The 13,110-nt window shown below is 59.0% G+C and carries 13 protein-coding genes; 8 read left to right on the plus strand and 5 right to left on the minus strand.

Annotated elements, in window-relative coordinates:
- The first annotated feature begins 200 nt into the window (after positions 1-200).
- Positions 201-1,637, plus strand: a complete 1,437-nt coding sequence (gene glnA / locus COCCU_RS09565) for a type I glutamate--ammonia ligase (RefSeq protein ID WP_156231290.1) — start codon at positions 201-203, stop codon at positions 1,635-1,637.
- A gap of 415 nt (positions 1,638-2,052) precedes the next feature.
- Here glnA and COCCU_RS09570 read toward each other — a convergent pair whose 3' ends face one another.
- The gene (locus COCCU_RS09570) at positions 2,053-2,283 is read right to left on the minus strand and encodes a transposase (protein ID WP_231598730.1); all 231 of its coding nucleotides are present in this window, start codon (positions 2,281-2,283) and stop codon (positions 2,053-2,055) included.
- 141 nt (positions 2,284-2,424) lie between these two features.
- Here COCCU_RS09570 and COCCU_RS09575 point away from each other — a divergent pair, with 141 nt between their 5' ends.
- Positions 2,425-3,303 (plus strand): IS3 family transposase, encoded by an 879-nt coding sequence (locus COCCU_RS09575; RefSeq protein ID WP_156231291.1) that lies wholly within the window; start codon positions 2,425-2,427, stop codon positions 3,301-3,303.
- A gap of 550 nt (positions 3,304-3,853) precedes the next feature.
- On the opposite strand, the gene COCCU_RS09580 is transcribed toward COCCU_RS09575, so the two are convergent.
- The gene (locus COCCU_RS09580) at positions 3,854-4,396 is read right to left on the minus strand and encodes a hypothetical protein (protein ID WP_156231292.1); all 543 of its coding nucleotides are present in this window, start codon (positions 4,394-4,396) and stop codon (positions 3,854-3,856) included.
- Between the two features lie 258 nt (positions 4,397-4,654).
- Here COCCU_RS09580 and COCCU_RS09585 point away from each other — a divergent pair, with 258 nt between their 5' ends.
- The 4 genes from COCCU_RS09585 to COCCU_RS09595 all read left to right on the plus strand — a co-directional run bounded on the left by COCCU_RS09585 (position 4,655) and on the right by COCCU_RS09595 (position 8,296).
- Complete coding sequence (locus tag COCCU_RS09585; protein WP_156231293.1) at positions 4,655-4,957, plus strand: type II toxin-antitoxin system Phd/YefM family antitoxin; 303 nt, start codon at positions 4,655-4,657, stop codon at positions 4,955-4,957.
- A gap of 36 nt (positions 4,958-4,993) precedes the next feature.
- The gene (locus COCCU_RS09590) at positions 4,994-5,533 is read left to right on the plus strand and encodes a type II toxin-antitoxin system RelE family toxin (protein ID WP_231598731.1); all 540 of its coding nucleotides are present in this window, start codon (positions 4,994-4,996) and stop codon (positions 5,531-5,533) included.
- Positions 5,534-6,274: 741 nt separating this feature from the next.
- Positions 6,275-6,619 (plus strand): hypothetical protein, encoded by a 345-nt coding sequence (locus tag COCCU_RS14710; RefSeq protein ID WP_231598732.1) that lies wholly within the window; start codon positions 6,275-6,277, stop codon positions 6,617-6,619.
- A gap of 18 nt (positions 6,620-6,637) precedes the next feature.
- The gene (locus COCCU_RS09595; protein WP_231598733.1) at positions 6,638-8,296 is read left to right on the plus strand and encodes an LGFP repeat-containing protein; all 1,659 of its coding nucleotides are present in this window, start codon (positions 6,638-6,640) and stop codon (positions 8,294-8,296) included.
- A gap of 714 nt (positions 8,297-9,010) precedes the next feature.
- On the opposite strand, the gene COCCU_RS09600 is transcribed toward COCCU_RS09595, so the two are convergent.
- Complete coding sequence (locus COCCU_RS09600; protein ID WP_231598734.1) at positions 9,011-9,175, minus strand: hypothetical protein; 165 nt, start codon at positions 9,173-9,175, stop codon at positions 9,011-9,013.
- Positions 9,156-9,674: a hypothetical protein gene (locus tag COCCU_RS14835; RefSeq protein ID WP_156231296.1), complete on the minus strand. Its 519-nt coding sequence runs from the start codon at positions 9,672-9,674 to the stop codon at positions 9,156-9,158. The genes COCCU_RS09600 and COCCU_RS14835 overlap by 20 nt, the downstream gene beginning before the upstream one ends.
- A 558-nt stretch (positions 9,675-10,232) precedes the next feature.
- Here COCCU_RS14835 and COCCU_RS14840 point away from each other — a divergent pair.
- Together COCCU_RS14840 and COCCU_RS14845 are read left to right on the plus strand one after the other, a co-directional pair.
- Positions 10,233-11,036: a transposase gene (locus COCCU_RS14840; RefSeq protein WP_197088333.1), complete on the plus strand. Its 804-nt coding sequence runs from the start codon at positions 10,233-10,235 to the stop codon at positions 11,034-11,036.
- 110 nt (positions 11,037-11,146) lie between these two features.
- Positions 11,147-11,596 (plus strand): transposase, encoded by a 450-nt coding sequence (locus COCCU_RS14845; protein ID WP_269434473.1) that lies wholly within the window; start codon positions 11,147-11,149, stop codon positions 11,594-11,596.
- A 342-nt stretch (positions 11,597-11,938) separates the two neighbouring features.
- Here the strand turns inward: COCCU_RS14845 and COCCU_RS09620 are convergent, their stop codons facing one another.
- Positions 11,939-12,847, minus strand: a complete 909-nt coding sequence (locus COCCU_RS09620) for a 2-dehydropantoate 2-reductase (protein WP_156231299.1) — start codon at positions 12,845-12,847, stop codon at positions 11,939-11,941.
- Positions 12,848-13,110: the final 263 nt, after the last annotated feature.

The following is a 13,110-nucleotide window of genomic DNA, read 5'->3' on the forward strand; positions in this document are numbered from 1 at the left end:
GTCTACCAATCTAGTCGGCGTGGCTGGGGGTGGGAAACCACACACTTTTGATAGACCGACAGATATTGTTCTAAGGTGGTAGCTGCAGTTAGGACCAGGACTGTAGGAAAGCTGGATGTGTCGCCGACAACCTGAAATCCTACTCCCACCTAGAATGAAGCTATTGCACCCCCCGCACCCGGAATCCGCAAGGAGTCACCATGACCTTCAAGTCCAATGAAGAAGTCATCAAGTTCATCAAGGACGAGGGCGTTGAATTCGTCGATGTCCGCTTCACCGACGTCCCCGGCATCGAGCAGCACTTCTCGATCCCCGCCGAGGCCTTCGACGAAGACGCCGCCGAGGAGGGACTGGCCTTCGACGGCTCCTCCATCCGGGGCTTCACCACCATCGATGAATCCGACATGAATCTCCTGCCGGATCCGCAGACCGCGAAGATCGACCCCTTCCGCTCTGCGAAGACCCTGAACATGCAGTTCTTCGTTCACGATCCCTTCACCCGCGAACCCTTCTCACGGGATCCGCGCAACGTGGCCCGCAAGGCCGAGGAGTACCTGACCTCCACCGGCATCGCCGACACCTGCAACTTCGGTGCCGAAGCCGAGTTCTACATCTTCGACTCCGTGCGTTACAGCGCCGAGACCAACTCCGCCTTCTACGAGGTCGACTCTGATGAGGGCTGGTGGAACCGCGGCGAGGAGCACAACCTCGACGGCAGTCGCAACACCGGCTACAAGACCCGCCTCAAGGGTGGCTACTTCCCCGTCGCCCCCTATGACCAGACCGTTGAGCTGCGCGATGAGATGGTTCGCCATCTCCGCAACTCCGGTTTCCACCTGGAGCGTTTCCACCACGAGGTGGGCACCGGTGGCCAGCAGGAGATCAACTACCGCTTCAACACCATGCTGCATGCCGCGGATGATCTACAGACCTTCAAGTACATCATCAAGAACACCGCAGCCCGGGCCGGCAAGTCCGCCACCTTCATGCCCAAGCCCCTGGCCGGTGACAACGGCTCCGGCATGCACGCCCACCAGTCGCTGTGGAAGGACGGCAAGCCGCTCTTCCATGATGAGTCCGGTTACGCCGGCCTCTCCGACCTGGCGCGCTACTACATCGGCGGCATCCTGCACCACGCCGGCGCGGTCCTGGCCTTCACCAACCCGACCCTGAACTCCTACCACCGTCTGGTCCCGGGTTTCGAGGCCCCCATCAACCTGGTCTACTCCCAGCGCAACCGTTCCGCCGCGGTGCGGATCCCGATCACCGGTTCCAACCCGAAGGCCAAGCGCATCGAGTTCCGCGCCCCGGACCCCTCCGGCAACCCCTACTTCGGTTTCGCCGCCATGATGCTCGCCGGTCTCGACGGCATCAAGAACCGCATCGAGCCGCACGCCCCGGTGGACAAGGACCTCTACGAGCTCCCCCCGGAGGAGGCCGCCTCCATTCCGCAGGCCCCCACCTCCCTGGAAGCCTCCCTGAAGGCCCTCGAGGAGGACAATGACTTCCTCACCGAAGGCGATGTCTTCACCGAGGATCTGATCGACACCTACATCGGTCTGAAGTACGACAACGAGATCTCCCCGAACCGCCTGCGCCCCACTCCCCTGGAGTTTGAGCTCTACTACGACTGCTGATCAAGCAGCTCCGAAAGCGCCGAAGAACCCGGCCTCCCCCTGAAATGAGGGGGGAGGCCGGGTTCTTTCTTTTCTGTCCGCCCCCGACCGGTGGATGAGGGAGGCTGCTTCACGACGCCCCCACCTCCGGCTGTGACTTGCAGCTTTGTTTGGCGGCTTTTTAGCAACTTCAGTTGGCGGTTTTAAGCGATGTCAAAGCGGGACCGAGTAGGTCGAATAGATGATCGGAATGAGTGTTAGCCCGAATTTTTCATGTGGGGTCATGGCCCGGCAGTTCAGTGAGGGTGGCTGATTCTGGGGTCGAGAGAATCTCGGCGGGTGTTGGTGCCGGGGAAACCAGGTTCGAAGGTCCTTGAAGTAGTGGTGGCTGTGGACTGCGCGTTGATAAAAAAGGCGGGGCAACAAGGAGCCGGGGTCAGGCCGTGGATCTCAGCCGCGATAAACCGTGCTCCAGCAGCTCACGGTGAGCGGCACCGCCATCGAAGCGGATGTATAAGCGTCGGGCGTGCCGGACCACGACACCGGCGATCGATAGCATCCTGGCCCGCAGGGTTTTTGGTTCCCAGACCCACCATCGTTGCCGGGGCGTGGTTGAAGGCGGTGGTGTGGCTGCGGTGATCAGTCCTGCCCAGGTGATCAGGTTCATCGACAGCATCGCGGAGTAGGCCCACGCCTGAGCTTTCCCGGGTTTGATGGAGGGTGGGAAACCACGGAAGGATAGATCCTATGCCCGCCCCGAAGAAGTACTCCGACGAGCTCAAGGCCCGAGCAGTCCGCCTGACCCTCGATGCCCTCGGCGACCCGGCCACCAAACACGGCGCCTACAAGCGCATCGCAGCCCAGCTCGACCTCAACGCTTCAGACCCTGCGAGCCTGGGTCCGCCAAGCCCAGATCGACAACGGTGACCGGCCCGGCAACACCACCAGCGACGCCGAGCGCCTGGCCCAACTGGAGAAAGAAAACAAAGAACTACGTCGAGCCAACGAGATTCTGAAGTCTGCGTCGGCTTTCTTCGCAGCGGAGCCAGGCCGCCCCTCCCGGCAGTCATCGACTTTCGTCTCTTCCCACAAGGACTGCTTCGGTGTCGAGCCGATCTGCCGGCAGCTTGCTCAAGCCGGCATCAAGATCGCACCGAGTACCGACTACGCCCGCCTGAACCACACCCCGTCCACGAGGGAGAAACGAGACCGCGTGCTGATCAACTATCTGATCTGGTTGTTCGAGAAGAACTTCTACGTGTACGGCGCCCGCAAACTCCACGCCGTGATCAACCAGCATGAACATCTTGATACCCACGGCCAAGGCTCGGTCGCGCGCTGTACCGTCGAACGGTTGATGCGGATCGCGAGAATTAAAGGCCTGGTCAGAAGGAAAAACCCGAATACAACCTATTCCGCGCCGAAGGATTCCTGCCCACTGGATCTGGTGGATAGGAAGTTCACCGCCACCCGCCCGAACCAGCTGTGGGTCGCTGACATCACCTACGTCCGTACCCATGCCGGCTGGATGTACACCGCGTTTGTCACCGACGTGTACTCCCGCAAGATTGTCGGCTGGAAGATCAGCGACACCTTGTACGCCGAATTAGCTGTGGATGCCCTGACGATGGCGATCGCCGCTAGAAGACGCGCGGGGCAGTCCGTGGCTGAGCTTGTCCATCACTGAAGATCGCGGGGTGCAATATCGCTCTATTGCCTACGCCACCGCCCTGGACGAGAACGAGATTGTTTCCTCTGTCGGGTCTCGTGGGGACACCTCATGACAACGCGCTGGCCGAAGCGCTCAACAGTCTTTACAAGGGCGAGGTGATCCACAATGCCAACGTCTATCCCGATGCCTGGCAGGGGATCAAAGACGTGGAGAAAGCTACCTTGGAATGGGTGGCTGGCATAACACCGAGCGCATCCACTCGAAGCTCGGGAACCGCAGTCCAAATAAGTTCGAGGCTCTGTACTGGGCCGATCATGGATCCACCACCGCTTACGCAGCTTGACCTGAACCCAACAAAAACAGACTAACTACTCTCTAGAAAACCCGGGGCTTGACATCCCCTCAAATTCCCAGTTAGCCCAGGATACGAAAAATCGGGGCCGTTGACAGTCTGCTTTGTGTGATCAATTGCTGGTCAGGAGTTTTTTCAGCCTGGACGAGATGGCCTTATATGTAAGGTATAACCGCGAAAAATTGAAAGAAGAAGTCCACAGCACACGAGCGATTAGCCCTGATGTCCACGCAGCTGGCGTCGCGCCAGCTGCGCCATCTGCTCCGACTCCTTGGCGAATGCCTCCAGCTCCTGGAGGTGCCCAGTGTCACGGTCATTCGATGCCCGGGACAGATCTACGTCCAGGAGCTGGTCAAGCCCACGACTCACCGACTCCAGCACCTCACCCCACACCCGCCGATCCGCAGGGTCCACAACCCCGGGCGGGGCAGGCTTTGCCGCCAGGCGACGGGTCACGCTGATCCAGCTCACCCAATCCCCGAAGGCGTGGGGAATCTCTGCCCAGCTGTGGCGCTGCATGCGCTGATCGCCAGTGAGGAGGTCATTTTTGGGATCGGCATCGACATCAGCGTAGAGGGTGAGCTGGTGCTTGAGCTGATCGTGGATCTGGTCGACGGTGATCTGTCCCGCGTCGCGGTCGGAGAGTGCCTGGTCGATGATCCGACGCAGCTCAGCATGGATAATCGTGGAGAGGGTGCTGTTGCAAAGTCGGGACAGAGACGGCGACTCCCGACTGGGGGCATCGGTCGCCCTCACTTCCGGAGCTCAAGAGAATGGAGACAATGCACTCATTCCGACTCGAAAACTCAAGCGAAAATCTAGCTGAAGACCAACCGCGAGGGCTATGCACCTTCCCCCAACAAGCTGCGGTTTCTGGCGCCTCCCCGGAGCTCTCGCCGGCCCCTCACACTCCCCGCTTCAACCCTTACCTGCCCCGGATGAGTATGCCCCCTTCGTCTATCTTGGCGTGAGTTACCCCTTGATTCTAGGTAGAAATCTGTGTAGATTATGGGCATGAAGACGTTACCGATCGCCGAGGCATCACGCAGGGGCATCTCCGGCCTGATCTCCTCTGCGGAAGCAGGTCAGAAGGTTGCCCTCTCCCGCCACGGACGAGTGGTGGCTGAGATCGTCTCCGCCCAGGAGATGAACAAGCTCCGCAAAGACCGGGACACTCTGCGTGACGCGGCGCTGGTGATGGCCCGCTTTGCGACGGACTCCGGTGTTCGCACTGACCTGGACCAGGCGATGGAGGATTTTGGTCTTACCCGCGCGGAACTCGAAGCTGAACTCGCGGCCGAGATTCACTCCTTTTGATCTGCGCCTGTGTCTTACCTCGAACCCCGCGCCCGAGTGCGCCTGACCGATGATGCTGTCTCTGACCTGCGTCGACTCCAGAAAAAAGACCCCCAGATCGTCCGCGAGGTCTTCAAGAAAATGCTCCTTCTGGAGCGTTCCCCCAACGCCGGAAAGCCCCTCTTGGGCACCCTTGTTGGTTTTCGGAAACTAGTCGTCGGTGACCATGACTATCGGATCGTGTGGCGAGAAACCACCGACGATGCTCACCTGCCCGTGTTAGACATTGCGGAGATCTGGGCGGTAGGAGCCCGGGCGGATAGTGAGGTTTATGAAGAGATGACCCAGCGGGTCAACCAACTAAAACAATCGGGCCATCCCCAGGCACGTGCACTTACCGCCGTCATTTCGGATATGGGCAGACTCTACAGTGGGGTCTCAGCTAGCCCTGAGCCGGCCATAGTGCCTGATTTTCCCGGCTGGTTGGTTCAGGCACTGCAGGAAAATCTTCAGCTTTCGCCTGAATCCATCAGCAGACTCAGCCAGGATGAAGCGCAACAGCTTCTGGCTGAACATTGGGGAAAACCCACACAGTAAGAGCGAGGCTTCCCCTCCACCTGACTATCGCCTCGAATTCACACAAAGCAAGTAAATCTTTCTAGAGGATACGTTAAGGACACACTTTCGCGAAGAACGATACCGCTGTCATCTCAACACCGGCTAAAAGGAGCGCGGCAATACAAAGCTATGTGGTCACCTATTACCTGTCCACACCAGGACGCAACTACGACGACTTGATCGAACACCTGAATTCCTACGGAAACCTATTCGCATTCTCTTGAGAGTGTCTGGTTGATCGTGTCTGCCGGGTCAGCCACGGAGATCCGAGATGCGGCTGCTGCGTATGGCGATCGTCAAACGCACGATGCGGGACGACTGCCCGAGGGGCTATTTCTATAGGTCAGTTGATGTCAGGATCTTCTAATCTCGGCACCGTGCAAGAAGTTCACCATCCACCAATGCGGACAAAGAAGTGAAGATTTGCCCCTATGGGAGAGGCGGTGACACCGACAATCAGGACGATTAGGGGGTCCCGGGAATCCGCATCATCTGAGAATAGGTGGGGTGACCTGATAACCGGCTGGGGCCAAAGGTGTGAATATAACGTCGCTGTGATCATTATTGCGGGATTGTCCCAGGTCGCTATCTAAAAGAAACGAAAGGTCCCACCCAAACAGGGGGCCCACTTTGGGGGCATAGCCCACATCCTACATGCAGGAAACTTGTTGGATATGTTCAGCTGGTCCACAGTTTCTGTACAGAGGAGTTCGGGTGAGAGTGCATCGGAAAGTGCTCGCCGCAGCATCAGCGGTGTTCATGAGTGTGGGGTTAATGTCCCCGGTGGCCACCGCGCAGACGGAGCGGGTGGTGGCGCCGGAAGAACAGGATGCCTACGTCGCGGAGTTCAACTACGACCCGAATGATCCCCCGGTGATCGACGGGGTCAAAGGGTTGACCGAAGAGGAAATCGCCGAGGTTCAGGAAAAGATTCGCCAGGCGCAGGCCTCGGGCCCGCCGCAGGACGAGATTATCCCCGGTGAGATGTGGTCGGACAAGGTCGGCGTGCCTGAGGGTTTTGATAAGGCCGAGGCCGATCAGTCTGAGGTCGCAATCGCCGAATAGCAGTCCCAACCGCAGACCATGAGTTTTCAGGCCACCGCGGAGCGGTGCCAGTCCTTCTGGTTGATCCCCTACAAGGTGTGTGGGGAAATCCTCAACCGCTACGAGCAGCTAGGTGGGGCGACCAGCTGGCTTCTGCTTCCCATCGAGCACCAGGCAAACAATCCTGATGGTCAGGGGCATCGCCAGCGGTTCGTGGGCGGGTTTATCTACTCGCACCCGGAGGTCGGCACCCATGCGGTGGCCAACCACACCGTCAATGTGTGGCAGCGCCACGGTTGGGAGGCCGGCTGGCTGGGCTACCCCACCCACGGTGAAGTCCCCGTTCAGGGGTCGAACTCTATTGACGGTGAGATCCATGGCTGGGTGCAGCAGTTCCAGGGCGGACGGATCTACCGCAGTCCAGCCATGGAAGGGTTCCAGGTCGCCAGCATTAACGGTGTGATCCTGGATAAGTGGCTCGAGCTTGGGGGCACGAACAGTGAGCTTGGTTTCCCTATCGCTGATGAAGCGAAAACTGCAGACGGCGTTGGACGCTTTAGTGTCTTCCAAAACGGTTCAATCTACTGGCACCCTAACCATGGTGCTCACCCCCTCAGTGGTGACATCCTTCGCCAGTGGTCGGCAGCAGGGTATGAAAATGGATCGCTTGGCTATCCCATCGAAGATCCGGTGACGACTTCACCTCTCTCCGCCAGTCAGCGGTTCCAGGGCGGATACCTCAGCTCACCGTCCATCCCGGTAAACCTCTTCGGCGGTCAGGGCAACTACTCGCTGGGTGTTCCTTCCCTGGAGGAGTCCCAAGCCTCTATCGAGGGCGCGTCCGCAGTGGTGGAAAACAATGACTTCCGAGTGGCTCTGACTCCAGGTGGAAATTTCGACATAAACTTCGATGTCACCTACAAAAACCCTTCCACTAATCCTGATTTCCGGTTCCTTGTGGGTCTGCCTGAGGGTTTGCACCTCGAGTCCAGATATACAAGCCGAGTCAGTGTTGTCAATACGGAAGGCCGAGAAGTTGGTGCGATCGTGACGCCGACGTCTCTTCCGCATTCAGATAGTTGGGTCAATATTGAGCCCCAGGTCAACGGCAATGAAGTTACGTTTCATTATGCGGGAACGGAACCAGCACAAACTATGCGCACCCAAGCACAAGCGCAAAACACTGAAACTCGAGCGAGTGGAGTGGCCGTAGGTGACTCGGTCTCCAACTACGTAGGAATTAACGCCGGGGAAAATGAAACTGCAGTCTGCGCAAATGAACCTTACGACTGTGCGCGAGTTTATCGATCAGGTGTTACAGACCAAGCGCATGCAATAGGAGAAAATACGGTATCGCCACCTCATGACAATGAAGGTGATGCTGCACGACACTGTGTCTGGCAGGGTCTGACTACCGATGTCTCAAATGCTGGATTCGCATCGCGACTAGCAGAAGCACATGAGCGAGATAACATCTCTGATCCGAACGGCGTGTACACTCCTGCGCAGACCGCAGGAATGGACATCTACAATAATTACACAGGTCGTCAGGTCGGAATTCGGTTGGATGGAAACCCCGAGGCCATTAAACAGGTGTGCGTAAGCTATGCCCTGGCGGCTCGGGTGACTAAGGCTCCCCAAAATGAGCTCCCCGTCGGCGGCACCGATTTGGTAATCTTGAGAAGTGACCTTAACTAATGCATGGAAGCGAAAAGTAGGCATTGTCCTGCTTTTTCTTCCTGGGTTAGTGATTGGATACTTCCTCCGTGACAGCCTAATCCCACTCGAATTTATTCTTGAGCGGGAAATGCCGTGGCTCTTAGGATTTTCCATCAACCAGATTATTTTGTTTGGAATATCAGCCGTCACGGGCACCGCTTTATACCGTTATCGCCGTGGCCATTATTCTATCCGTGCTCTGGGATGGGGAATTTGGGGAGGTTTCCTCGCTGGTAATCTCCTTTTTTTCATGTTGGTTCTAGCTGTGGCTACAGGCGGGCTGACTCCCTGATGAAAAAGCGACTCCACTCATGGGGTCGCTTTTCAATACAATGCGCGATATTTCAAGGGTTAAGTAAATGCGACAGCACCTGCAAATTTTGGAGGGTGAGCCGATTATTTTCCTGGGGCTTGTGTTGCTTGCCGGGATGAGCATGGTCCTGTCTGGTGCGCCGGTTGGTGGCCTTTCTTTTCGCCAGCCGCAGACAACGGTCCGCGATCAAGGCTGCGCAGTTTGATCAAGATCTGTGACCTAGCGGGGTGATCTCCGCTAGGGCCAGAGGGCACCACCCGAATGCAGGGTGGTGCCCTTTTGGTTGCGCTGTTCTTTGGTGGATTCCAAGGGGTGTCCCATCCACTTACCGGTACTGAGGACAAACGGACTGTGAGGCGATCCAAGAGCCAACTACAGCCCTATTGGACAATGTCGATGCGGTGGAGGTGGAGTTGTTGGCGTCCGTCGGTGGTGGTGGGTGGCCAGGTGGCTCCGCGGGGTGCGGGGAGGGTGGGGTGTTCGCAGCCGAGGGAGCCCACGTAGATCGCCTGCTCCACCGGAAGATCAAAAACCGTCGTCATCATCATCGAAAGGATCCGCCGGCTTCGGTGCGGCAACTACGGGGATGATGCGGGTATCAGCAGCACTGGGGGAGTCCACACCAGTGGCATCCACGGTGGCTTCCAGCTGGGGTGGCGCCGCCGGCTGATCGGCGACGGGCACGACGGGCACTGGGTTTTCCCCAGCAGTCGACTCGGGTGCCCCCACCGGCTTCGCCAACTGCTCGGGCGCGTCGACAGGGGTCACGGCGGTCGGCTGGGGCGCAGGCGCTGCAGGAATCGCCGCGTCCGGTTGGGGGCCGGGCTCGGCGATAACGGCCGGGGTGGCCTCAGTGATCGGCTGCTCCGGGGCGGCGGGGACTTCCCCCTGTGGGATGGACGTTTCCGCCGCTGCCGGCGCCGCTGCCGCGGGAACCACCGGAGGTTGCACTGCTGCAGGCTTCGGTTCGAGTCTTCCCGCCGGGGCTGCGTACTCGTTGAAAGCATCGCTCAGGTCATTGCGGTTGAGTAATTCAACGGGCAATGCACTTTTGTTCCTGCCGGTGATTTCCGCGAGGATTCCGCCCAGGCTGTTGATTGCAGTTCGATAGCTGCGAATCGTGTTTGGTGACTTTCTTTGACTCTGGCATATGGAAAGAAACCAGGTGGCCACATCGGTAATTGTGCTCACCGGGGATCCGGTCCTCCACCTGTAGCGTTCCCGTTCTTCAATGACAAAGCTCGGCGTAGTGGATTTTCCGTCTTCATGCTCACTCATCTTTGTCTCCCCTTTTTCGCATTTTCTATCCAAATCTTCCAGATAGTCAATTTTCCATCGTTCGTAACTTTTCTAGATTTTGTTCATTTATTCACACTTGTTCACATTCTGACTTTTCTAACAAAATATCCATTAGCCCGGTGTTTTCACGGGAATTAGGGAAATAGGGCCCTAAAAAGACAAAGAAAGTGATCCTGAGCAGGTAAAATGGGAGTTCTTCACGCTTCCACACACCTGCCCGAAAGGATCACCTTCACGGTGAAGATTACCAGCTTTCATATCGATACCCCCACTACATCCCAGCTATGTTCCAATGCCGGACTCATGCTATTGGCCCAGGCCGCCGACCGGGTCGGCGTCGCCGACGCAATCGACACCGCACTCGGTGACCTTCAGAAACCACACCTGGTCCACACCACCGGCCACACCATGACCTCACTCGCCCTGGCCCTGGCCCTGGGCGGGGATGACGCCAGCGACATCGAGCTGCTCAACCCGCTGGTAGCCGCCGGGTTGATCGATCAGATCCCGTCTGACTCCACGATCCACCGCCGATACAAAGAACTCCACGATTCCGAAGACGATGATCACAACGGCCCTGAATTAATCAATGATGCCAGCACTACAGCAGTACTCGCCGGGATGAACACCGCCCGGGCCAGCCTGAAAAATCCCCTGGTCATCGACATCGACGCCACCGAAGTCACCTCCCACTCGGACAAAGAACACGCCCGTCCGACGTGGAAGAAACACTTCGGCTTCCACCCACTAGCAGCAATCATCGATCACGGACCAGGTTTGACCGGGGAGCCCGCGGCGGTGCTGCTGCGCCCCGGCAACGCCGGGTCGAATACCGCTGCTGACCACATCACAGTGCTGGATCAGACTTTGTCCACGATCCCGGACCACACCGACGGCCACGACTGGGGCCGACGTCTGCTGGTGCGCACCGATGCTGCCGGTGGATCAAAGAAATTCATCAACCACCTCGACCAACAAGGCCTGGCCTACTCGGTCGGGATCGGTACGTTTTGGCAGATCGCCGACATCGCCTCAACCCTGGGTGATGCGGTCAAACAGGGCATCATCCGCCCGGACGGCACGATCAGCGATATTGATGATTCCTAAGTCGCGGACATCACCAGCCGGGTGCGCTGCTGGGCCGGGGAACCCCTCGGCCTTACCCTGACCGATTACCCACCGGATATACGGTTTATCATCCGAGTCGAACACGCCGCATCCGGTGCGCAGCTGCGCACCACAGATCTGGATGGGCGACGGGATCGCAGATGTTTGTCACCAACCGGCACGGGCACGCCCAGCGCTTGGATGAACTCCACCGGGCACGCGGTCGGTGCGAGCAACGCATCCGGGACTTCAAGGACTGTGGCCTGGGAAAACTCCCACACAAGGCGTTCGCCATGAACCAGGCGTGGGCCTACTCAGCCATGCTGGCGATGAACCTGATCACCTGGTCCGGACTGATCACCGCAGCCACACCGCCACCATCAACCACATCCCGACAACGATGGTGGGTCTGGGAACCCAAAACCCTACGCGTCCGAATGCTATCGGTCGCTGGTGTCGTCGTCCGACACGCCAGACGCTTAAGCATCCGCTTCGATGGCGCTGCTACCCACCGTGAGCTGCTGGAGCACGGCTTGTCCCGGCTGAGATCCACGGCCTGACCCCGGCACGTGTTGCCCCGCTTTTTATCAACGCGCAGTCCACAGCCACCACTACTTCAAGGACCTTCGAACCTGGTCACCCCGGCACCAGCACCCGCCGGGATCTCGTCGATCTTTGCTGCTGCTACCCCCACGTACTCATCACGAAACGAATTCACGTGAAAAATTCGGGCTAACACTCATTCCGAGCATCTATTCGACCTACTCGGTCCCGCTTTGACATCGCTTAAAACCGCCAACTGAAGTTGCTAAAAAGCCGCCACACAAAGCTGCAAGTCACAACCTCCGGCCATGGCCCCGGCATCCGGCAGCACTCTGCCACCCCGAAAGGAACTCGCGGGACTATTCCCGCCCGGCGGCAGCCGCCTGTGCCTCCAGCACTGCCTGGAGCATGTCATGCAGGGGTGTCTCCACCTTCACGTGGTCCCCCAGGCGACGGATCGCACCGACCTGGGCATCCAATTCGCTGATCTGCCCAGCCAGGAAATCACGCTGCATGGAGGAGGTTGCCGCCTCCGGCAGGGAATCCGCGAAGGCCAGGGTCTGCGCCACCTGATCCATCGGCAGGTTCACCCCCATGGCACGGGCCACCTGATCCGCTTCGGCGAAGAGCTGCTGCAGCTGGGGGCGCAGCACGGTACGCAGATAACCCAGGGGCTGGGTGCTGGCCGCGCCCAGCGCACCCATGGGGGCGGTGAAGATCGCCTTATTCCATACATCCACCCAGATATCCTCATGAACACTTCCCACCAGACCAGCCTCCGTCAGATCAGCGGCCAGCTGCTGGGCCAGCTCACTGGGGGAAGTATCGAAGGTGCCGAAGTTCAGGCTGAGTGGCCCACCCTTGAATTCCACCACCCCGGGACCCCGGTGCACCATGAAACCCCGGACCACACCGGGCCACACCCGGCTCTCCCCCAGCAGCTCAGCCGCCAGGTAGGGCACCTCCACGGAGTTCTGGGTGGTCACCACGGGCACCGCCGCAGGGATCCCCGGGAAGGTGTCCTGCCCGGGAAGTGCCTTGGTGGCGAGGATGACCACATCCACCCCGCCGAGTTCAGCGAAGCTCTCGGCGACCGGAACCTCGACTGTGGTGGACTCCCCCTCCGGTTCGATGAGCTGCAGTCCCGCCGAGCGGATTTTCTGCAGGGTCTCACCCCGAGCCACCACCCTCACATCTTTTCCGGCCAACGCCAGTTTTCCGCCAAAGTATCCGCCGACCGCGCCGGCACCGATGATTCCGATTCTCATGCACCCCATCCTAGAAGCCGGAACCGGACCTGCTCCCAGACCTACACCGGAACCCCTCCTTGCCAAGGGGGTGCCGCAAGGGCTACTGAAGTTCCCCCCCAGGTAAGGCCCCCACCCCCGAAACCTCAGAGATGCCCCTCCCCCGGGGATGGCCCATGGAAACGACCACCCCAGATTTAGCGGACCCGAGGATTGCCCCCCTCAGCCACCCCGTTTCCAGACTCCCCAAGAAAGGGTCACGGCCACTTCCAGTGGTGTGGGTG

This window comes from Corynebacterium occultum (assembly GCF_009734425.1).
In the GTDB taxonomy this organism is placed as follows: domain Bacteria; phylum Actinomycetota; class Actinomycetes; order Mycobacteriales; family Mycobacteriaceae; genus Corynebacterium; species Corynebacterium occultum.